Here is a 22,884-nt window from a genome sequence, read left to right as displayed (position 1 = left end):
AAAAGTCTTAGTTAGATACTTTATAAATATAGAATGAAGCGACACTTGATCCTAGTAATCCTACATCAAGAGCAGATGATCCTACCAGCCCGAAAGAGATTTTATCCCCTGCCTGTAAGCTATACAGTGAGCTGATGCTGGATTCTGAAATTGTTAAACTTAGTAGTATTAAGTTAGCTCCACTAAAAGCACGGCTGTCTATTGTTGTAGCGACACCTGCTCTGGTTCTAACAATTCCTACCCCAGGAGAGTTGGCTAATATTGAAGCCTGTAATCCTGTACCGTATCGGAATGTAAATCCTATAGCATACACACCTGCAGATGGAATCACATAGGTATTGTCCGTATCGGAAAATAAGGCTGCACTTCCAATAGTTCTTTCTGCTGCTAGGAAATTAACGGCTCTAAACCCTGAAGGGAATAATCCTAAACTTAACAGGTTGATTCCTGCTGTTTTCTTAGCTGCATACACGGTGGTGTTTGTAGCACCACTTCCTCCTCCGGCACTAGCTACTAGTACAGGGTCTGCCTGCTGAACTTCGCCGGTAGTGATATTGTACATCATGACGTCAAAACCCGTTAAACTCGTAGTCATCGGAAGTTGACGAACTTTCATATCCCCGTTTACATCGAGGGTTGCTTGTGGTGTTGTGGTATTGATTCCTACTTGTGAAAATGCCTGGAATGCAATAAAAGATAGAATTAAACTGCAAATTTTAGTTTTCATGTTTTAAAAGTTTAAGTTATTATGGTCGATCTTAGTTAGTTTTTAATTATAAAGCAAAAATCATGCCTTCTGGTTATGTATTATTTAAATTTAATCCATTGTTGGTCGTAATTTTTTAACAATTTACGAATTATATTTAAAACAACATTACGTATTTGTGCTATGAGTATTTATACCTAAATAATTTCGGATAAAGATAATAATATTTGTGATTAAATCCCATGTTGATGAATAAATTTTTTGTTAAAAAATTAAGCTGCCCAAAAAATAGGACAGCTTGTAATGAGAATAATGGTAATTATGTCATATCAATCGTGTGGACATGTTGACATATTTTTTGAAGTCTTATCTTAACTTTCTAAGAGGAATTCTTTATAAGTGCCTAGAAAATCGACTGTTGCGTGGATAGATTCCAGTTCCTGAATAGCATTTTCATATAAGACCGGATGCCATTCTCCTGCTACATTGATAAAGAAAAAATAATTTCCAAGTCCTGTTTTTAACGTTCTTGATTCAATTTTACTAAGGTTCATTTTTCGCCATGCGAATACAGATAACACCTGATGTAGCCCTCCGGCATGATCTTCCGGTAATGTTATTAATAATCCGGATTTTTCACCCAAAACTTCAAGACGATCATTCTTGTAGGTGTTTTTTTCTTTCGATATGACGATAAATCGGGTGTGGTTTTGTTCAAAATCCTGAATATTCCGGTTAATGATTTTAAGTCCATAAAGGTTGGCGGCAAATTGATTGGCAACAGCTGCAATTTTACGCTCAGGATTTTCAGATACATGTTTAGCGGCGGCGGCAGTAGATGAAAAATCCTGTCTCTGGATGTTTTTATATTCCGAATCCAAAAAGTGAAAGCTTTGTGCTAATGCCTGGGGATGGGAGTAAATCTTTTCAATAGCCTGAATATCATTATCAGGATGAATCATCAGGTGATGAGCAATAGGCATTACTGCTTCAGCCTCAATTTTTATGGATGGTGTTTTATATAAATAATCCAATGTCATTGAAACAGTGCCTTCTATCGAATTTTCTAAAGGTACGACGGCTTTATCAACAATTCCATTTTCAACAGCGTTGAAACAATCTAAAATATTAGCCTGTGGAAAAAGATCCTCGTTAGGAAATAGCTGGGTGGTCGCAAGCTGAGTAAAGCTGGCCTGAGGCCCTAAAAATGCAATCTTCATATATCTGTTAAAATAAGTATGAAACTAAGGTTTATTGAATGCAAAGGAAGCAAAATGTTTTATCTTTAACGGTATTGTTATTGTTTATTTTTAGCATTTTTCACCGAACTACTGTTCGGTTTTCCAATTTTCTTCAATTAATTTCAATAAATAATCGGGACATTTAATGATTTTATTGGTTTTAGAGTCTAAAAAGAACAGGGTGGTAGAGGCTTCTGTAATTTTGGTGCCTTCTTCATTGTAAATTTCATATTCAAATTCTATTCGCACTCCCGGAATTTTTTTGACATACGTATGGATTTCTAAATTTTGATCATACAAAGCTGGTTTTAAATACTTAATTTTATATTCTGAAACAGGAAGCCAAATTCCCTGGTTTTCAATTTCATCATACGAGATCCCTATGGTGCGAAAAAGCTCAACTCTTCCGATTTCAAAATACTCAGCGTAGTTGCCGTAGTATACATATTTCATAGGGTCTGTTTCAGCGTAACGTACTCGTATTGAATGTGTTGTATGTATCATTTTTAGTCTTAAATTATACATACAAATATATTTTTAAATAATCAATACCCGCAATATTTTTTTTTAAAAATAAAAAATTAGACCTTTGTCTTCCTTCTAAAAACAGTACTAACTAAGAATTAATCAGGGCATAAATATGGATGAAAATTTAATGATGATATGGCAGAAGTGCCTTCAGTTTATGCGTGATAATCTCAACGCAGCTGAAGATAATTCTGACTTAAAAAAACTTGAAAAATCTTTCGACTTGTTGTTTGATAAAGTACAGCCAATTTCTTTGGTTGACAACAATCTTACATTGATGGTACCGAGTGATTTTTACAAAGAGTATATTGAAGATAACTACTTATCTCTACTTTCTGCTGCCCTGAAGAAAAATATAGGAAAAGGAGTAAAATTATGGTATTCGGTAATGGAAAATAAGCCTAACGGCCTGGAAAAACCTGTTACCATGAATATGAAAGGAAAAAGTGTTCCTACTCCAAAAATTCAGGAAACCATGCCACAAGGCTTTTCATCAAATATTGTAAACCCTTTTGTGGTTCCCGGAATTAAAAAAGTAAATATAGATTCTAATCTTAAGTCTGATTTTTCCTTCGACAATTACGTAGAAGGAGAAAGTAATAAATTCGCTGCTACAGTAGCCAGATCTATTGCCAAAAGACCTGGAGCAACAGCTTTCAATCCATTATTTTTATATGGTGGATACGGAGTTGGTAAAACGCACTTGGGACAAGCGGTAGGACTGGAGGTAAAAAGTCAGTTTCCGGATAAAGTAGTTCTTTATTTGTCTTCTGAAAAATTTATACAGCAGTTTATATCAGCAGCAAAAGCACACAAGCAAACTGAGTTTGCGAATTTCTACCAGATGGTAGATGTATTAATTATTGATGATATTCAGTTTCTTTCCGGGAAATCAGCTACCCAGGATAGTTTCTTCCATATTTTTGATTACTTACATCAGAATGGAAAACAGATTATCCTAACTTCTGATAAGGCTCCAGTTGATATTATGGATATTCAGGACAGAATTGTTTCCCGTTTTAAATGGGGGCTTTCTGCAGAAATAAAATCTCCGGATCTGGAAACCCGTAAGAAAATTATCGTCGATAAATTAAGTAGAGACGGAATTGTTCTTACAGAAGATATGTTGGATTTCTTAGCTGCAGAAGCTAAAACCAATGTGAGAGAATTGATTGGTGTAATCAATTCAGTAATAGCATATTCAACAATTTACAAATCTGATTTAAGTCTTGAATTATTAAAAGACACGATCAATAAGATTGCCGCTAACCAGAAAAAAATTATCAATATTCCTTTCATTCAGGAAGTAGTGTGTGATTATTTTGGAATTAAAAGAGAGCAGCTTCTTTCTAAAACAAGAAAAAGAGAGATTGCACTTCCAAGACAATTGGCTATGTATTTCGCTAAAGAATTTACCAATGCTACATTTACTAAAATTGGTGAAGAAATGGGAGGTAAAGATCACTCCACCGTAATGTATGCCTGCGAAACGATAAAAGATGTTTCAAAGATTGATAAAGAAGTGAAAAAATACGTAAAAGAACTTACGGAAAGAATTAAGCACTAAAATAATTTAATTTGAAATAAAGAAAATGAAGGATAGAAATTATTCTTCATTTTTTTGTTTAATTTTGTTGAACAGGTAATGAATTGATACATGAAAATATTGATGGTTTGTTTAGGAAATATATGCAGAAGCCCTTTAGCAGAAGGTATTATGAAGACAAAGCTTCCTGATCATTTTTTTATAGATTCAGTAGGCACCATTTCAATGCATGAAGGAGAACATCCTGATAAGCGCGCTATAAAAACAGCTGCTAACCATGGGTTAGACATTTCAAAGCAACGGTCAAGGCCAATCAGCGATGCGGATTTCGAAAATTTTGATAAAATTTATTGCATGGATATCGACATCTATGGAGATGTTATTTCCAAAGCTAAGAATGAAGAACAGCGGCAGAAGGTGTTTTTATTTCTGGAAGCAGCCGGAAATCATAAAAATGCTGAGGTTCCTGATCCTTATTGGGGAGATATGAATGATTTTGAAGAGGTATATCAGCTTTTGGACCAGGCATGTGATGTGATTAGCAGTCATATTTTGGATGAATATAAAGCGAATTAAAGACCCTTACACCTATTTTACTAAACCTACCATTACAAACACTAAAGAACTAAAAAATAATACAATGCTTTTTTTACTCCCAGCTTATTTATCAGAAAATACTCCTATTAGCCATTTTTCCCCGGTAATGAAAGATTACATTATGCAGACTGATTATTTCTTTGTAGAAAATGAAAAGACGGCGCGAAAGGTGATTAAGTTCTTTGCACCGGAAAAGAAGCAGGCTGATCTTAGATTGTTTTTACTGGATAAATACACGCAAAATGCAGATATCAAAGAAGCTCAGGAATTAATGCTAAAAGGTCAGGATTTTGGCTTGCTGTCAGAAGCAGGGCTACCATGTATTGCTGATCCCGGAAACCTGATCGTGAAATGGTGTCATGAGAAAAACATTAGAGTAATCCCGATTTCGGGACCCTCATCCATTATCCTGGCTTTAATTTCAAGTGGTTTTAACGGGCAGGAGTTTACTTTTAACGGGTATCTTCCTATTGATAAAGGAGAAAAAAAACGACAAATTTTACATTTGGAAAGTCTGGTGCAGAAAACCGGATATTCTCAGATTTTTATGGAAACACCATACCGCAATAACCCGCTTTTTGAAGACTTATGCAAATTTCTATCTCCCAACACAAAGCTTTGTATTGCAGCTAATATTAATGATCCGGAGCACGAGTTCATCAAAACAAAAACGATTAAGGATTGGCAGAAACAAAAACCTGAACTTCATAAAATTCCTGCCGTATTTGTTCTGGGGGTTTAGGGACTTGTCATTGCGAACGAAGGTGAAGCAATCTGGTACCAGGAACCTTCGATGTTTTATATAATCTTATTTTAGTGGCTTGTTATAAAATATTTTTAAGATAATCGATTTGATTCATCAAAAATATTTAACATGCATTAACGTGTGCTTTGCATTATTGTTGTTTGATATGATGTAACTTAAAAAAAATAAATTATGTCAGAAAAGAAATTAGCAGGAATATGGATCGATACAGAGAAGGCAATAGTAGTAAAAAATCATGATGCACAGAATGCGTTTAAGTTTTTCCTTTGTAATCCTGTAAAAGCAGAAAAACAACACGGTAACTCCAGTGAGAATGCGGCAAATAATGCTGAAAAAACGAATAGAATAAAATTTTTTAAAGAGGTAGAACATTTGCTGACTAATTCGCAGGAAGTTTATATAACAGGTCCTGGTATCGTTCAGGAAGAATTGAAACATTATCTTCATGATACTGCTCAATTCAGAGATTTGAAAATTACCCTGGATACATCCCAGCAAATGTCAGAAGAAAAGGTACTCGAAACAGTTAAGGATTATTTTAATGCCTAATACTTTCAAATTAATAAAAACCGGATATGATTTCATATCCGGTTTTTTATTTTTCTAGCTAAAAAGCTCCTGAAAAGTTTGGCTAATTTTAATATTTTATTCCTGCTTTTTTTAAGACAAACCTTACCAGCCAGATAGGTCCTATCAAAAGGAATTTAAGATCTTTTGGAAAAGATGGTTTTTTACCTTCTATCTGGTGTCCCACTAGTTGTAAGAGACAGGTAATCATAAAGACAACAGTATAAAAAATCCAGGAATTTTTTCCAAATTGAACGTTGACTGTATACGTTAGATGCTCCATAAGCAGCATAATAACAAGCATGATCAGGCTTATTAATAAGGAAAGTCTTAAATAAAATAAAGTGACCAGGATTATTGTAGCACAACTTACAATACTGATGCATCCGAAATAAGATGCACAGAAATGTGAAGATGGAATAAGAGAAATAAAGCCTAAAATAGACCAGAAAACAAGGGGGACACAGATAAGATGAATGAGCTTATTAATTCTGTTTTTGTGGCTTCCCCGATACTCTGCAAAGAATAAATCTATCTTTCTCATGATATTTGGAATTTGGAGAATACTAAATTAATAAAATTTTGTAATCAGCCAAGAGATTGGTTACATTTGCGTTATGTCTGCCTTGGAAAAATTTGGTGTTGAAATTTTCACACAACATAATATCTTCGAAAGAATCTCTGCCGAAAAACCCTTCCGTCCTGATAATCCGGCTTTTATTTTTGTGAAAACAGGAACGATAAAATTGCGTCAGCACTTTAGCGATCTGGAACTCACTCCGAATATGTTTATGGTAACCGATCCTCAAACAGTCTACGAGATGGTAGCTGTAAGTGATGATTTTCAATCCAGGATGGTTTCTTATAAAAGAGAATTTATTTCAGCATTATCACTGAAGTTCAACCGATTGATAGGGTATCGGTATTTCAGGCAGCAAATGAATAAAGGAGTTCCTTTTCAGAAGGACGAGATGGAGGTAGTATGGAAAAGCGTTAACTTTCTTAAATACATCCTGGATTCTCCGGCTGAAATGATGTATAAAAAAGAAATGGTTGAGCATTTGTTTTCGGTTTTTTGTTACCAGATGGCAGGAATCATTTCAAAGGAGGACAGCAACTCAATGGGGCAAATGTCCAGACAAGAAGAGATTGTTTTTATTTTTTTAACTGACCTGGCTCAGCATCATCATACAGAAAGAACAGTTGAGTTTTATGCCGCACGGCAGTCGATTACAACCAGACATCTTTCATCAGTCGTAAAATCTATCACCGGAAAGTCTGCCAGTCAGATCATAGCGATTATTGTAATGAATGAGGCTAAGGTTCTTTTAAACTCCTCAAAAAGGTCTGTTTCAGAAATTTCTTCGATACTTGGATTTAGTGATCAATACTCATTTTCTCACTTTTTTAAGAAGCATTTAGAAGTCAGTCCAAGCCAATACAGGAATCAATTCGAGAGATAGAATATTACATTTGAACATCTTTTTCCCGAAATCAAACATTTGTTTGACTTATAAACCACCGTAACTTTGTCTTCGTAAAACAAGGTAAAATGGTAAATAACGTAAAAACAGCACTATCACTTTTGATAGGACTACTTCCTGCGCTGTTTTTTTCACAAGAACTTAAGCAGATGACAGTGAATGAGGTAGCTGAGCTAGCTCTTCAGAATCATCAGCAGTTAAAAGTTTCAGCGCAGAATATCGGAATTGCCAGACAGCAGACTGATATTACAAAGCTTCAGAAGCTTCCAGCCATTACAGCTTCAACCAGTCAGTTCTATTTAGGGAATGCTGTGGCTATTGATAAAGATTTTTCTAATTCTACCAATATTCCGATGCCGCATTACGGTAGTTCTTATGCTGTACAGGCAACGCAACTGATTTTTAAAGGAGGTTTAGTTAATAAGTCAATTGAACTGGCGGGACTTCGGGAGCAGTTGTCAGAATTAGATCTGGAGAAAAACAAGCAAGATGTAAAATTATTGGTGATATCCAATTATTTAGATGTTTATAAAATCCTGAATCAGGAATCGGTTTTTCAGAATAATAAAAAACTGGCTCAGGAACGTCTGAAAAATATTCAGAAGTTTTATCAGCAGGGGATGGTGACAAGAAATGAAGTCATCCGTGGAGAACTGGCCATTAAAAATTTAGATCAGGGTATTTTAACTTTAGCAAACAACCGGAAAATTCTTAATTATAATTTAAGTATTGCTTTAGGGCTACCAACCGGTACGGAGATTATTCCCATTGAAAGCCTGACCAATAAAGAATCGGGTATTGGAATGGATTATTATATGGATTTGGCTCATCAAAGCAATCCGCAGATGAAATCTGCAAAAACCAATATTGATTTGGCAGATAAAAATATTGAAATCATTAAAACCGATCAGCTTCCTACTATTGCAGGGTATGGTGGTTATACGTTACAGCGCCCGGTTACTACCCGGAATCCTGTTATCGATATGTACTTGGGAGGATGGCAGGCAGGGGTCTCTCTGAGCTATAATATTGATAACCTATATAGAACCAAAGAAAAGGTAAAGCTGGGAGAGCTGCAAAAAGCACAGGCTGGGGACGCTATGACTCTGGTTGAACAGAATATTGATATGGGCGTGAATGCAGCATATGTAAAATACCAGGAATCTATCCAACAGGCAGAAATCCTTGACGAGGCAAAAAAATTAGCGGAAGAGAACTATAAAATTACAGAAGCTAAATATTTAAATCAATTAGCTGTACAAGCTGAAATGATTGATGCACAGAACCAAAAGTTGCAATCTGAACTGGATTATGCTAATGCAGAAATCAATGTATTGTATCAATACTACAATCTTTTGAAATCTACAGGAACATTATAATTTTTAAAACTGAAAATCAAGGCAATGGAAAACAAGGAACAAACAACTCAAAATGCACAGCCGGCACCTGCGGTATCAAGTGCTGTAGCAAAGAAAAAAGAAGCAAGAAAAAATAAAATAAGAGCTATTATTTCCAATATTATCGTTTTTCTGGTAATAGGTTTTGGACTATTCTGGTTAGTCCGTGAATATTTTCATGTCGGGGATAAGAGCTATACGGAGGCGGCTCAGGTTGAAGAATTTATCAATCCGATCAATACCAGAGTTTCAGCGTATATCAAAGAAATAAAATTTATTGAACACCAACAGGTCAAAAAAGGAGATACACTGGTCATTCTTGATAAGAATGAGATTTTAACCCAGCTAGGACAAGCTGAGGCGGCTTATCAGAATGCTTTAGCGCAACGCTCGGCAACAAGCTCATCAGTGAATACTGTTTCCAACAATGTCAATGTCATGGAATCTAATATTGCAGGAGCCAAAGCAAGATTGTGGAATGCTGAGCAGAACCTGACACGATATAAAAACCTTTTAGCTTCTGAAGCAGTTACCAGACAGCAGTATGATCAGGTGAAGACTGAATATGATGCTCAAAAAGCAGCCTATGAAACTTTAGTGAATCAAAAACAATCTGCTAATCTTTCTACAACGGAAGTAAAAAGTAAGCTGGGAATTAATGATGCAGAAATCAAAAGAACGAAATCAGCATTGGATATGGCGAAGATCAATCTTTCTTATACTGTCATCACAGCACCCTATGATGGAGTTATGGGGAGAAGAACGATTTCGGAAGGACAGCTGATCCAACCGGGGCAGCAAGTGGCAACCATTGTTTTAAATGATCAGAAATGGGTAACAGCGAACTTTCTGGAAAGTCAGATGCCCAATATAAAGATTGGTGAAAAAATGATGATGACAGCTGATGCATTGGGTGGGCAGAAATTTGAAGGGGTAGTGACCGCCGTTTCTGCTGCGACAGGTTCCCGTTATTCCAGTGTTCCAACAGATAACTCTACAGGTAACTTTATTAAAGTACAGCAGAGAATTCCGGTAAGAATAGAATTTACGAATTCTAATAAGAAGGAAGATATTCAGAAGCTTAGTGCAGGAATGAATATGAATGTGAATGTGAATGTGAATGGGGTGAATTGATTAAATTGATTAAAAGATGTTGACAATAAATGTCTTATTGAAAGCCTTGTGCCTAAACATCCAACATCCAACATCCAACATCCAACATTTATCACCTAACTCTTAATACCTAAAAAATGTACAACAAAGGACTATATCATGATTGGTTACCCAAGCCTGTTCAGCTTCTGCTTATTGTATTACTACTGGCTGTGGTAATGCCTTTGGGTGGAGTTTATACTGGAAATATCAGTTATCTCGTTGGAGGTACGGGAGCGCTTTCCGAATATTTTCTTTGGGCCAATTATGCAACAACCATAGGAATGGGGGCTTGTATGCCGGTTGTTCTCAGAATGAAAATGAGATTTAAGGTACGTGACAAGATCACTCTGATCTTGGTTCTTTTAGGGTTGTTAAGCTATATCAATGCGACAACCTTAGAGCCTATGGTTATGGTAATGACTGCTTTGGTTATCGGCTTTTTGAAAATGATGGTGACGATTGAGCTATTTTTGCCCTTAATGGCTATGATCGGAAACCGTGGAATGTTTTATGGTGGTTTTTACACTTTTATACTGATGATGAATCAGATTGCAAGCTATTATGCTGTAAAGGTTTCCATCCTTTACAATTGGCAGCATTTTTATATCATTGTGGCTGTTCTGTGTTTTATTCTGGCACTTTTACACTGGATTTTCATGCACGATAAGTATTTTGCTCTGAAAGTTCCATTACACTATATCGACTGGCTTAGTATTTTACTTTTTGCTTCGGCTTTTATGTTTTCAGCTTATGTCTATTCTTTCGGGAAACAACAGGATTGGTGGAATTCTTCCAAAATTATGAATGCCAGTATAGCCGCTTTTATAAGTTTTGCTTTATTAGCTATCCGTCAACTGACGCTTAAAAGACCCTATTTATCCTTTAGCATATTCAAAAAGAATAATGTGCAGAATGGTTTATTTATGTTGTTTTGGCTGGGGATGTTTTTAGGAACTACTTCTTTGCAGAATACATTTGCCATTGGTATTTTAGGCTATGACCAGCTTACTAATGCCAGACTCAATCTTCTGATGATTCCCGGGATGATATTGGCAGGTATTGCAGCTATTTTCTGGTTCAAGAGAGAAAAACCCTTAAAAATGTTCATCTTCTCAGGGTTTTCTGCAATGATGGGATATGCGATCATTATGTACTTTTCTATGGTATTGGAATTTAATTATGAGAATTGGTACCTCCCGATGTTTTTGAAAGGATATGGGATGTGTTCTTTATTTGTTTCTGTTTGGTTTTATACTCTGGATAAATTAGAATTGGATGATATGTTGGCTGCTATTGGTTTGGTGTTGGTTTGGAGAACTTTTCTTGCAGTAGGTATTTTCTCTGCATTATACTCATGGTTTCAGTATCATTTTCAGGTTGTTGCTGTAGGAGATCTGGCAGTTTATATTGATGGAATGAGGGTAAGCCCACAAACGCTTGCTGCTAATATGAAAACCCTTCAACTCAATGCTATTATCATTGCAACCAAAAAAATATTCGGATATATTATATTGGTTGGCTTTGGAGTGCTCCTGTATGTGTTTACCCATCATTTTGGAAAAGAACGTTTTCAGTATGTGAGGTTTGTCAGAATGTTGAGCGGTAAATCAGTAATCGCCAGAAGAAGATTGAGAGAACGTAAACAATTATTAGAAGAAATAAAAGATGCCGCAGGTCCTGCGATCTAAAGATACCTTGTTTTTCACTGGTAAGGCTCCATTTTATTATAAAGTGGGGCTTTACTTTTTATAAACTAATATTGTATTTTTTCGTCCAGTTCAATGGGGTTATTGTATCTCTTTATTCCCTCTTTAATTTGGATTTCCAGATTCCGGTAATCCTGTGATGTATAAGGCTGCCCATTTTTATGATACATAACCCAGCCAATGGTTTTGTAATCATATAATGGATTGTTATAATAATTCAGTTGTATTGCTTTCCAATCTTTTGCTTTGATTTTTATGGGTTTGTCTTCAAAAATATAATCTAATTTAAAGTGATCAGGAGAAGACTTTATGCTTTTAATTAGCGTATATCGGAAATTGTCTTCATCATCATATAACTCCAAAATGAGCCCTGGTAAACCATGAAAAACATAGGGGCCATAGGGGAGCTGTATATCATTGCAGAACCATGCTGTCCAGTTTCTGCCACCATAGGTTGTGGTGGCTTTTTGTACCATGAAGCTGAGAAGCTCTTTCTTTTGAGAATGAATTTTCCAGGAAAGCTTCTTTTTAAAATCATAATGATAATAATTCATATCCAGCTTTTTATAAGATGAAAACAGGTCATTTTCTTTGGAATACTGCAGAATACTGTTGTACTGAGGATTGATATATTGTTTTTTATGCTGGTGTACTGAATTGAGAGAATCGGTTTCAAGGAACTTACTGCTTAAAAAAATGTTTTCCTTATCATTAACAGAAAGCACGAGAATATCATTTGAAGAAGAGCCTAAAGTATCGGTTTTATAATTGAAACTATAGTAAAACCGATGGTTATGGTTCTGGCCTGCCAATTTAGCACTGGAAATAATAAATAAACAGGCCAAAAAAATATGAATAGCTACATCTTTCATTATTTATTCTTCAGCTAAGTATTTAGTTCCAATGGTTGTCTCTTCTGTTTTTTTACATTCTTGCGAACCTCCATACCCACAAGAAGAGCATGAGCATCGATCCCCGAAGACAGTAAGGTTACATCCGCTTGGACAACCTACGCAAGAACATTTTTTTTCAGCCAATAACATCCCAAATTTTGTTACAGAAAAAAAAGCTCCTGTTTCAATAATTTTATCATGACTAACAGCTTTTAAAAAATAATAAGTTTTTCCAGATTGTGAATCTTTGGAATTCAAGATCTTGAATTTATCAAGTTTGACATGAAGCCCTTCTTGTCCTAATTTTTCTTCCCACATTTTCTTTATATCGTCTTCACTGAGGTATATAATTTTACCATCTCTATCCAGGATATAAAATTTATTGGCGAAAATGTTTTCGATATTCACATCATCATCAGTAGTAGATAGAGATGTAATTTCTATTGATTGAATTGTAATACTTAAAAAGAATAATACAAATAATACTAATTTTTCATGTTTAATAATTTTTTGTTATCGGATTTGTGTGTTTTAGTCATGACAATATACAAATAAATGATAATTTAAATCTCTTTAGTGTGATATTTCAATATGTTATAAACCAATGCTTTGTATTTAATTATTTGTTTGTAAAGGATTATTTTTTACATTTTAATCTTTGATATAACATAATGATTTTCAGTATTCTCTGGTGTTGGTTAAATATTTTCAAATATGAAAAATTTCATATATTCTAATTTTTATTTAGACGTAATAAAAATTATATTTGAAAACATTTATAAAACTTTAATTAAAAGAATGAAAAAGCAGTATGTAGTAGCATCTTTATTGGCTTCCGGGTTAATGTTTTCCCAAATAACCCAAGATTCACTTGCATCTAAAAATATTGAAGATGTAGTAATTGTTGCATCAAGAAAACCTACAAAAATTTCTGAAGTTCCCGGAACTGTTTGGGTCGTGCAGAAAGAAAAAATCCAGGAACAGGCCAAGAGTGGAGTTCCTATCAAGGAGATGTTGTCTATATTGATTCCAAGTATGGATATAGGCCCACAGGGAAGAACCAATTACGGGCAAAATATGAGAGGACGTTCCGCTTTGGTTATGATTGATGGGGTTTCACTAAACAGTATTCGTGCTATCAGCCGTCAATTAGATGCGATTGATCCTTTTAATATCGAAAGAATAGAGGTTCTTTCGGGGGCAAGTTCCATTTATGGTGGGAATGCTACGGGGGGAATTATTAATATTATTACTAAAATACCTGCCAAAAAAGGAATTAGCGGAGAAACAGAATTAGGAGTCCGTACCGGATTTATGGGAAAAGATGATCATGATTTCCGTGCTGCACAGGCTATTTCAGGAAAAGGAGAAAAGCTTTTCGGAAGATTGGGAATTGCTTATCAACAAAACGGTTGTGTTTACGGAGCTGATGAGAAGCAAGTGATTACTGATATTACCCAAACCGACTTACAATACAACCAGTCGATTGATGTTTTAGCTACAGGAGGCTACCAATTCAATAATAAGCATAAGATTACTGCTTCACTTCAATATTATAATTCAAAATTTAACGGTGACCGGAGTCTTTACTTAGGGCAAAACTTAAGTGCTTTCACTACAAAAAATGCTGGTTTACTGGAGGTGAGAGATGGTTTTTCTTCAGATAAAAATGTAGGAACTGAACGGTATATGGGAACGGTAAGCTATAATGGAAATAATATTCTCGGCGGTCAGGATTTATACATTCAATTGGCTACCAGAGGAGAAAAACTGGGCTTTTATCCTTTTCCTGGAAATGTGACGCTACAGACCGGAAGTATTGCCTATATGTCTTCTTCGCAGCAAGATACCTATTACTCGGGATTGAAGGCATTGTTGTCTAAATCATGGAAAGGTCTTAATGTAACGTATGGAGTAGATGTTGATTTTGAAAAGTTTGAAGGAACACAATCAGTATATGATATCGCAAAAACAATGTCAAGCGGAGGCCTGATCAATGAAACGAAGTACAGCCTCGGAAGATATCCTACCAATCATTCTAAAAGTTATGCCGGATACGTTCAGGCTAAATATAATATTCTTCCAAAACTACAGTTGAATGCGGGAGTTCGTTATCAGAACATTAATGTAGAGGTAGATGATTTTGTAGGTTCCCAGCAGCAGACTCAGGTGGCAATGGGCTATGGACAGTCGGCATCTGCCATTCCGGGAGGAAAAAACTCTTACAACATGACTCTCGCTAATGCAGGGCTGTTGTATAAGTTTAATGAACAACACCAGGCATGGGGAACATTTTCCCAGGGAGTCAATCTTGCAGATCCGTCTAAATATTATGGAATCGGAGTTTATAAATTAAACGGAACAAACTGGGATGTAACATCCAGCATTAATGTAAAGGAACAGCCTTTACAAGCCATTAAAACCAATCAGTTTGAAGTAGGGTACCGTATTAATAAAGGAGGTTTAAGAGGTCAGATTGCTGGGTTCTTAAGCAATTCAGATAAAACCGTGACGGTAGACCGAAAAACTTTTCAGCTTCTTGTTAATGATTTGAAGCTACGAAATATGGGTATTGAGGCTGAAGTTTCTTATAGTTTAAATAACGGAGTGTATTTTGGGGCAAGCGGATTGTTGATTAAATCTGAAGTAGAAAACAATGGAGAGTGGATCAGGCAGGAAGTTTATAATGCTTCTCCTTCAAAATTGGTGACCTATATCGGATATAACGTGCAAAACTGGTCATTCAGATTCCAATCTCTTCAAAACTTCAAGCAGAAAGATAATCTTAATAATGAAATAGATGGATACAATACTTCCGATTTAATGGTTGGGTATCGTTTCAACTGGGGGAAATTTAATTTAGGAATTCAGAATATATTCAATACTGAATATCAGACGATCTGGAGTAAAAGATCACAGATCTTATATTCTACCTACGGACTTCCTGAATTGTTTAATTATAAAGGAAGAGGCAGGACATTTAATTTGTCTTATACATTTGATTTTTAGAAGCTGAATTAAGGTTTTTAGCTTATTTATAATCCATGTTATCATATGATCCGGCTTTGTCTAGCTGATGAAGCCGGATATAACTTAAAAAAAAATACAGTTATGGCTAAAATGCAAACAGGACAGATTGTTGCCGAAGTCACTAAAAAAGAGTACATAACACCACATTTTATTAGGGTGTACCTCCATTCTGAAGAGGTTTCTTTATTTAAAGATACGACGGTTGGGGATAATAATAAAATAGCTGTCCCACCACAGGGATTGAATGAAGTTTATTTCCCTGACCTGGATGAAAATCATGAGTGGATTTATCCGCCGAAAGAGATAGCGCCATCGATCAGGACTTATACGCACCGTGGAATTAATTTAGAAACTAATGAGCTGTTCATAGACTTTGTGGATCACGGAGATGGAGGACCTGCTTCAAAATGGGTCAGAGAAGCGGAAAAAGGTTCTAAATTAGGAGTGATGATGCGCTGCGAAGGAAGAGAGCTATATCCGGAGGCTGATTGGTACTTTCTCATAGGAGATGGTACGGCGATTCCTGTTTTGAGTGCCATTTTGGAAACACTTCCTGAAAAGGCTAAAGGAGTCTGTATTATTGAGGTCCATGGAAAAGAAGATGAACAAAAACTGGAAACAAAAGCGGATATTGAATTTAAATGGATACATCATTCTGAATCCCATTTAGGGAATAAGCTGACTGAGGCTGTAAGAAGTGTAGAAATTCCTGAAACTTCAAAATTTGGATATGTAGCATGTGAATTCTCAACGGTAAAAGAAATCCGTTCTTATCTTCGAAAGGAAAAAGGATGGAAACAACCGGAGTTGTACGCTTATTCGTATTGGAAAGCCGGAGTTGCTGAGAATGAATCACAGGCAGATCGTCAAAAAGAAAAAGACAGCGTCGAATAAATTTTAGAACCCGGACTATTTGTTCGGGTTTTTCAATTGAATATGAGCTTGTCAAATGAGAAACTTTACGTTGCAGTCTGTACTTTAAGTGAGCTGCTATCTGTGAAATCTGTAGGGTAATTAAAAGATTAGTATAATCTGGTGCATCTACGAGAGAGGAAAACAACCTATTATTTGCGGAAAAGATAATGCAAGAACTGTCGCATATTATTCGAAAATATTAAAAACCCTTATCTTTGCCTTATTAAGAATAGCTATGAAAGATTTAATGGGCAAGGCCATTTGGGATTATTATCATCATGAAGGTCCTGAAGATTTACAGACTGAAACTTCAATTTCTGAATTGGATGAGCTTCCGGTAGATTACCTGTTCAGGGATTTTGAAGAAATGAACGAGCTTGAGCAAAAAGCTCTCGAATTGGCCAATGGAAAAGTTCTGGATATTGGAGCCGGAGCCGGTTCACATGCTTTGTATCTGCAAAATGAAAGACATCTGAATGTTACAGCATTGGATATTTCCCCCAAATCTATTGAAGTGTGTAAATTGAGAGGAGTGGAAAATACGGTTTGTACCAACATACTGGATTTTTCTGAAGGAACTTTTGATACCATCTTATTGTTGATGAACGGAACCGGAATCTTTGAACGCTTAACTACTATCGATACCTATCTTCAGAAATTATATTCATTATTGAATGATAACGGACAGGTTTTAATTGATAGTACCGATATTTTGTATATGTTTGATAGAGATGAAGATGGGGGAGTCTATATTCCGGCAGGTGGATATTATGGCGAACTCGATTATGTGGTGCATTATAAAGGAGAATCGGAGGATCCTATAAAATGGTTGTATCTCGATTTTCAAACCCTAAAAAATGCTGCAGAAAATAATGGTTTTAGCATTGAGAAGGTGACGCAAGATGAAGATGCATATTTAGCTTTATTAAGGCGAAATCGCAAAATTGCTGATTTGTAAAATTGTAAACTTTTGAACTGTCATTTCGAACACAGGATATAAGTTGTAATCATTTAGTTTCTCAGAATAGCCAAGTACATCATAAAAAAGACACGTGATTTTCACGTGTCTTTTTCTATATCTGAATGATTGATTATCCTATCTCAATACCGTTTTCAACATTGCTGTCATCCGGAGTAACGAAAGATAATTTTCCATCAGGTTTTGTTGTCAATAATAACATTCCCTGAGACTCTATTCCTCGTATTTTTCTAGGCGCCAGATTTAATAAAATCATAACCTGTTTTCCAATAATTTCTTCAGGAGTAAAGCTTTCGGCAATTCCTGAAACCACGGTTCTTACATCAACACCAGTATCTATCGTTAGCTTCAATAGTTTATCAGCTTTTTCTACTTTTTCAGCTTCTGTAATTGTAGCTGTTCTTAAATCGATTTTCGTAAAGTCGTCAAAAGTGATTTCCTCTTTCATTGGGTTAGCGTTAGGGTTGGTTTTTTTATTATTTTGTTTGGTATCTTCTAGTTTCTGAATCTGAGCCTCAATAACATCGTCTTCTATTTTTGAGAAAAGAAGAGAAGATTCATTAATTTGATGTCCGGTTTCAATGAGAACAGATTTTGTTTCAACATCGCTCCAGCTTAATTTCTGAACATTAAACATATTCAGTAATTTTTCAGAACTGAAAGGCATAAAAGGTTCACATAGTTGAGCAAGTGCGACTGCAATCTGAGCTCCAACAAATAGTGAATGCGCTGCTTTTTCAGGATGATCCTTAATCGTTTTCCATGGCTCTTCAGTTTGAAGATATTGGTTTCCAAAACGTGCCAGATTCATTAAAGCTGTCAAGGCATTCCTGAATTCATAGTTTTCTAAAAATCCTGAAATTTCTTTTGCAGATTTATTGATCTCCTGTAATTCAGGGGTATTTTGATCCCCTTGCGGAACAATTCCATTATAATATTTGTGGATAAGAACGGCAACTCTATTAATGAAGTTACCAAAAATTCCTACCAGTTCAGAATTATTTTTAGTTTGGAAATCTTTCCATGTAAAATTATTATCCTTGGTTTCAGGAGCAGAAGAAAGCAGAGCATATCTTAATACATCCTGTTGTCCAGGGAAATCTTCCACATATTCATGAGCCCAAACTGCCCAGTTTCTTGAAGTCGATATTTTATCATTTTCAAGATTCAGGAACTCAAATGCCGGAACATTTTTAGGCATAATATAGTCTCCGTGAGCTTTCATCATAGCGGGGAAAATAATACAGTGGAATACAATATTATCTTTTCCTATAAAATGAATCAGGTCACTATTTTCACTTTGCCAGTAGTCTTTCCAGTCTTTTCCGTTTTTCTCAGCCCATTCTTTGGTGAAAGAGATATATCCGATCGGTGCATCAAACCATACGTAAAGTACTTTGCCTTCTGCATTCGGAAGCGGAACAGGAACTCCCCAGTTGAGGTCTCTGGTCATAGCACGAGGCTTCAGTCCATCATTTAACCATGATTTTACCTGACCATAAACATTAGGCTTCCAGTCGTCTTTATGTCCTTCAATAATCCACTCATTTAAAAAATCTTCATATTCATTTAAAGGAAGGTACCAGTTTTTGGTTTCTTTAAGAATCGGAACATTTCCGCTAAGCATGGATTTCGGATTGATCAATTCTGAAGGGGAAAGGGTAGAACCACATTTCTCACACTGGTCTCCATATGCATTTTCATTGCCACAATTGGGACATGTTCCTACGATATAGCGATCAGCCAAAAACTCTCCAGCCTGCTCATCAAAATATTGTTCAGAAACCTCTTCAGTAAATTTACCTTTTTCATAAAGAACTTTGAAGAAGTCCTGACTGGTTTCATAATGTTTTTTGGAAGTAGTTCTGGAGTATTCGTCAAATGAAATTCCCAGGTCTGAAAAAGATTTTTTAATGATTTCATGGTATTTGTCCACAATATCCTGAGGGGTAACTCCTTCTTTTTTGGCTCTGATGGTAATAGGAATTCCATGCTCATCTGAACCACAGATAAACGCGACGTCTTTTCCTGATCTTCTCTGAAATCTTGCGTAAACATCCGCAGGAATATAAACACCTGCCAAATGTCCTATATGAACCGGTCCGTTTGCATAAGGCAAAGCTGCCGTAATCATCTTTCTGTTTGACATTTATAGTAATAATTTGGCTGCAAAGATACGGATTATCTCTTGAAATATAAGATTGTTTATCGCAATATGGGATGAATCCGAACCATTATAAAACTTATGTTGCATTTAGTTAAACATTTGTTTAACTTTCGATTGAAAAATAACACATGTTATGTATTGCATAATTTAATATAAGTATATGGAAAACAGATATTTGATTTTTGAAAGGGTTTTAATTTACATAAAATTATCTTAATTTTCATTAAATTTATGATAATTACATTTTTTTTATAAATTGCAAGACTGGCCTCGTGCCAGTATTACTTACAAAAACGAAACTTATATAAAAACAATATTGTGAAAAATTTTACAACGGTATTAAAAATTGCGCCCGCATTTTTATTGGCTAGTACAGTGATGCATGCGCAAATAAAAGATACAGCTACCAAGGAAAAAAAGATCGAAGAAGTTGTTCTGATTGGATTTGGTGCAAAGAAAAAGACAGATTTAACAGGTTCTGTTACGGCTGTTACTGAAAAAGATTTTAATAAAGGAGCTATTGTTTCGGCTGATCAGCTTATTCAGGGTAAAGCACCGGGTGTTAGAATTACTACTGCTGGTGGTTCTCCTGATTCAGCTCCTAATATTAGGATTCGTGGAGGGGCTTCTCTTAGTGCATCTAATAATCCATTAATTGTAATTGATGGAATTCCTCTTGATTCTACTAATCCGGCAGGTATTCAGAACCCTCTTGCATTAATTAACCCAAATGATATCGAATCTTTTTCTATACTAAAAGATGCTTCAGCAACCGCAATTTATGGGGCAAGGGCATCCAATGGTGTTATTCTGATCAAGACCAAATCAGGTGGAGGTAGGTTAAAAATGAGTTTTAGTACCAATGTTTCTGTAGGACAAGTAACAAAGTATATTGATGTAATGGATTCTGGTCAATATGTCAACTTTATTAAAAGCTACTTCCCTAACGATGTATGGAAACTAGGAGTAGGAGGAAGTCCGGATAATCCTACTACAATGGGAAGGATTTTTGATACTAACTGGCAGGATGTTGTTTATAGAACATCGGTATCAACAGATAATAACTTTAGTGCATCCGGAAATTTATTTAAAAGATTACCAATACGTTTATCTTTAGGTTATAATAGAGCGGAAGGAGTTGTAAGAAATGATGATTTAGAAAGATATTCTGCAGCCTTACGCATTACCCCTACCTTTTTTGATAAACACTTGAAGGTTGACATTAATGCAAAAGGATATAAAATAGATAAGAATACGGTAGATGCAGGGGGTGTTATTGGCTCTGCGTTATCAAGAAATCCCACACAACCAGTTTATAGTAGAGATGTCTGGGGGCAAGCTGCAGGACAAAACTATTTTGGGGGCTATTATCAAAATTTTTATAGAGCTAATGGTGTAGAGAATTTGACTTACGACTCTAATCCTTTAGGATTATTAATGCAAAGACATCGTCCTGAAAATACCTATAGATTTTTAGGAAATATTGAATTGGATTATAAGTTTCATTTTCTTCCAGATTTAAGAGCTGTTGTTAATATGGGAATTGAATCTTCCAGAACGAAGATTCGGGAGACCTATGATAATAATGCAAGAAATTCGGTTATTAATTTGACTTATAATTCTCTAAATGACATAATTTATAATCCTGGTTTAGCTTATGCTGAAAATCAGTTTACCAACAATAGAAATTTAGATGCCTATTTAGTTTACACTAGAAAAATTAATGATTTCTTCACCAACTTTTTAATACAAGGAGGATATTCTTACCAGGACTTTAGATATGATGGTAATAAAGAACAATTTTATGCAGATCCTTCAGGAAGTGGCCTTCGTATTCCACAACCGAATAGGGCTAACCCTACGTTTGGATATTTTAACCACCTTAATTTACAATCATTCTTTGGACGAACAAATATTGATATTTTAAATAAATATTTGTTCACAGCATCACTCCGAGCAGATGCTTCCTCGTTATTTAACGGGTTTAATAACCAATGGGGTTATTTTCCTTCTGCAGCTTTTGCCTGGAAAATGCAGGAAGAATCATTCCTGAAAAATTCTACAGCTGTAAAAGAATTAAAGCTGAGAATAGGCTGGGGTCAAACAGGGCAGCAAGATATAACGGGACCTGCAGGAGGCTTTTATCCATCAAGACCCTTATTTTCTCTAGGAAGTGAAAACTCTCAATATCTTCCAGGATTTAATATTTATTCAGCATTAGGTTTTAATCCTGATTTAAAATGGGAAACGACAACCAGCTGGAATATTGGGGTTGATTTTAGTTTATTTAGAGGAAATATTGTTTCAGGAAGTATTGATTTGTATGATAGAAAATCTACAGATCTACTATTGAAGTCACCAGTACCTCCAGGTCAGGGATTAACAAACGAAATTGTTAGAAATGTTGGTTCTTTACGTAACAGAGGGGTTGAAATGAATTTGAATGTTAATCCTATTAAAACAGAAAACGTTAACTGGAATGTGTTTGGTAACTTATCTTACAATAAGGGAAAAATATTAGAATTGGGATACTATGATAGGATTTCAGCAGGAGGAGGATTACCGGTTGGTACAGGAGTCAATATTGCTTATCATGTAGTGGGGCTGCAACCTAATTCGGCATGGGTGTTTGAGCAAGTCTATGATACTAATGGAAATCCAATTGCTGACACTTTTGTAGATAGAAATGGGGATGGTAAAATTACGAATGAGGATCGATATAATGCTCAATTAATTCCCAACTTTACTTTTGGATTTGGTACAAGTTTAAATTATAAAAACTGGGATCTTACGGCTAATTTTAGAGGACAAATTGGTGGAAAAGTATATGATGGAAGACATGTTGCACAAGGGTTTGTTAATCAGGCAAGAACACCTAATTCAGAGCACCTAAGTAATTTGTTGGATTTCAGTAATGGACAATATTCCCCTAATTTAATACAGCCAACTGATAATATGTATTTCTCAGATTACTTCTTGCATGATGCATCTTTTTTAAGATTAGATAATGTAACCTTAGGATATAATATTGAAAATATTTTTGGAAATAAAGTGAGTTTGAGAGTATATGGATCTGTGAATAATGCTTTTATTATTACAAAATATAAAGGCCAGGATCCGGAAAACTTTGGCGGAATTGATAATAATTTCTATCCAAGACCAAGGATTTATACAGTTGGATTTAATTTTAACTTTTAATTTGAACAA

Annotated in this window: 19 protein-coding genes; 12 read left to right on the top strand and 7 right to left on the bottom strand. The window is 35.4% G+C overall.

Annotated features, from left to right (window positions below; all coding sequences use genetic code 11):
• Positions 1-7: 7 nt before the first annotated feature.
• The 3 genes from CJF12_RS07125 to CJF12_RS07115 all read right to left on the bottom strand — a co-directional run bounded on the left by CJF12_RS07125 (position 8) and on the right by CJF12_RS07115 (position 2,451).
• Positions 8-727, bottom strand: a complete 720-nt coding sequence (locus tag CJF12_RS07125; protein ID WP_034685664.1) for a hypothetical protein — start codon at positions 725-727, stop codon at positions 8-10.
• Positions 728-1,077: 350 nt separating this feature from the next.
• Complete coding sequence (gene pheA / locus CJF12_RS07120) at positions 1,078-1,926, bottom strand: prephenate dehydratase (RefSeq protein ID WP_034685662.1); 849 nt, start codon at positions 1,924-1,926, stop codon at positions 1,078-1,080.
• 108 nt (positions 1,927-2,034) lie between these two features.
• Positions 2,035-2,451: an acyl-CoA thioesterase gene (locus CJF12_RS07115; RefSeq protein ID WP_034685661.1), complete on the bottom strand. Its 417-nt coding sequence runs from the start codon at positions 2,449-2,451 to the stop codon at positions 2,035-2,037.
• A gap of 136 nt (positions 2,452-2,587) precedes the next feature.
• Here CJF12_RS07115 and dnaA point away from each other — a divergent pair, with 136 nt between their 5' ends.
• From dnaA to CJF12_RS07095, 4 genes are all read left to right on the top strand, one after another.
• Complete coding sequence (dnaA, locus tag CJF12_RS07110; RefSeq protein WP_034685658.1) at positions 2,588-4,042, top strand: chromosomal replication initiator protein DnaA; 1,455 nt, start codon at positions 2,588-2,590, stop codon at positions 4,040-4,042.
• Between the two features lie 90 nt (positions 4,043-4,132).
• Entirely contained in the window at positions 4,133-4,597 is a 465-nt protein-coding gene (locus CJF12_RS07105) for a low molecular weight protein-tyrosine-phosphatase (protein WP_034685655.1), read from the top strand.
• Between the two features lie 64 nt (positions 4,598-4,661).
• Positions 4,662-5,360 (top strand): SAM-dependent methyltransferase, encoded by a 699-nt coding sequence (locus CJF12_RS07100; protein WP_034685689.1) that lies wholly within the window; start codon positions 4,662-4,664, stop codon positions 5,358-5,360.
• Positions 5,361-5,555: 195 nt separating this feature from the next.
• Complete coding sequence (locus CJF12_RS07095; RefSeq protein ID WP_034685653.1) at positions 5,556-5,933, top strand: hypothetical protein; 378 nt, start codon at positions 5,556-5,558, stop codon at positions 5,931-5,933.
• An 88-nt stretch (positions 5,934-6,021) separates the two neighbouring features.
• Here CJF12_RS07095 and CJF12_RS07090 read toward each other — a convergent pair whose 3' ends face one another.
• Positions 6,022-6,495 carry an Mpo1 family 2-hydroxy fatty acid dioxygenase gene (locus CJF12_RS07090; RefSeq protein WP_034685651.1) on the bottom strand — a complete coding sequence of 158 codons (474 nt, stop codon included), beginning with the start codon at positions 6,493-6,495 and terminating at the stop codon, positions 6,022-6,024.
• A gap of 73 nt (positions 6,496-6,568) precedes the next feature.
• On the opposite strand from CJF12_RS07090, the gene CJF12_RS07085 reads away from it, so the two are divergent.
• From CJF12_RS07085 to CJF12_RS07070, 4 genes are all read left to right on the top strand, one after another.
• Positions 6,569-7,414 carry a helix-turn-helix domain-containing protein gene (locus tag CJF12_RS07085; protein ID WP_034685649.1) on the top strand — a complete coding sequence of 282 codons (846 nt, stop codon included), beginning with the start codon at positions 6,569-6,571 and terminating at the stop codon, positions 7,412-7,414.
• Positions 7,415-7,503: 89 nt separating this feature from the next.
• Positions 7,504-8,814 carry a TolC family protein gene (locus tag CJF12_RS07080; protein WP_034685647.1) on the top strand — a complete coding sequence of 437 codons (1,311 nt, stop codon included), beginning with the start codon at positions 7,504-7,506 and terminating at the stop codon, positions 8,812-8,814.
• A gap of 24 nt (positions 8,815-8,838) precedes the next feature.
• The gene (locus CJF12_RS07075) at positions 8,839-9,966 is read left to right on the top strand and encodes an HlyD family secretion protein (RefSeq protein WP_034685646.1); all 1,128 of its coding nucleotides are present in this window, start codon (positions 8,839-8,841) and stop codon (positions 9,964-9,966) included.
• A gap of 116 nt (positions 9,967-10,082) precedes the next feature.
• Complete coding sequence (locus tag CJF12_RS07070; protein WP_034685643.1) at positions 10,083-11,675, top strand: efflux MFS transporter permease; 1,593 nt, start codon at positions 10,083-10,085, stop codon at positions 11,673-11,675.
• Between the two features lie 65 nt (positions 11,676-11,740).
• Here CJF12_RS07070 and CJF12_RS07065 read toward each other — a convergent pair whose 3' ends face one another.
• Together CJF12_RS07065 and CJF12_RS07060 are read right to left on the bottom strand one after the other, a co-directional pair.
• Positions 11,741-12,565 (bottom strand): GLPGLI family protein, encoded by an 825-nt coding sequence (locus tag CJF12_RS07065; RefSeq protein ID WP_051887323.1) that lies wholly within the window; start codon positions 12,563-12,565, stop codon positions 11,741-11,743.
• A 3-nt stretch (positions 12,566-12,568) separates the two neighbouring features.
• Positions 12,569-12,994 (bottom strand): hypothetical protein, encoded by a 426-nt coding sequence (locus CJF12_RS07060; protein WP_095591088.1) that lies wholly within the window; start codon positions 12,992-12,994, stop codon positions 12,569-12,571.
• Positions 12,995-13,384: 390 nt separating this feature from the next.
• Here CJF12_RS07060 and CJF12_RS07055 point away from each other — a divergent pair, with 390 nt between their 5' ends.
• The 3 genes from CJF12_RS07055 (at position 13,385) to CJF12_RS07045 (ending at position 17,489) form a co-directional block, all read left to right on the top strand.
• Complete coding sequence (locus CJF12_RS07055) at positions 13,385-15,595, top strand: TonB-dependent receptor (RefSeq protein ID WP_034685683.1); 2,211 nt, start codon at positions 13,385-13,387, stop codon at positions 15,593-15,595.
• 102 nt (positions 15,596-15,697) lie between these two features.
• Complete coding sequence (locus CJF12_RS07050; RefSeq protein ID WP_034685681.1) at positions 15,698-16,510, top strand: siderophore-interacting protein; 813 nt, start codon at positions 15,698-15,700, stop codon at positions 16,508-16,510.
• Between the two features lie 256 nt (positions 16,511-16,766).
• Complete coding sequence (locus CJF12_RS07045) at positions 16,767-17,489, top strand: class I SAM-dependent methyltransferase (RefSeq protein ID WP_034685639.1); 723 nt, start codon at positions 16,767-16,769, stop codon at positions 17,487-17,489.
• 133 nt (positions 17,490-17,622) lie between these two features.
• Here CJF12_RS07045 and metG read toward each other — a convergent pair whose 3' ends face one another.
• Complete coding sequence (metG, locus tag CJF12_RS07040; protein ID WP_034685637.1) at positions 17,623-19,659, bottom strand: methionine--tRNA ligase; 2,037 nt, start codon at positions 19,657-19,659, stop codon at positions 17,623-17,625.
• A gap of 336 nt (positions 19,660-19,995) precedes the next feature.
• Here metG and CJF12_RS07035 point away from each other — a divergent pair, with 336 nt between their 5' ends.
• Entirely contained in the window at positions 19,996-22,875 is a 2,880-nt protein-coding gene (locus tag CJF12_RS07035) for a SusC/RagA family TonB-linked outer membrane protein (RefSeq protein ID WP_034685635.1), read from the top strand.
• Positions 22,876-22,884: the final 9 nt, after the last annotated feature.

It is taken from the genome of Chryseobacterium piperi, from assembly GCF_002285635.2.
GTDB classification, from domain to species: domain Bacteria; phylum Bacteroidota; class Bacteroidia; order Flavobacteriales; family Weeksellaceae; genus Chryseobacterium; species Chryseobacterium piperi.
This window is presented reverse-complemented; position numbering and strand designations above follow the sequence as displayed.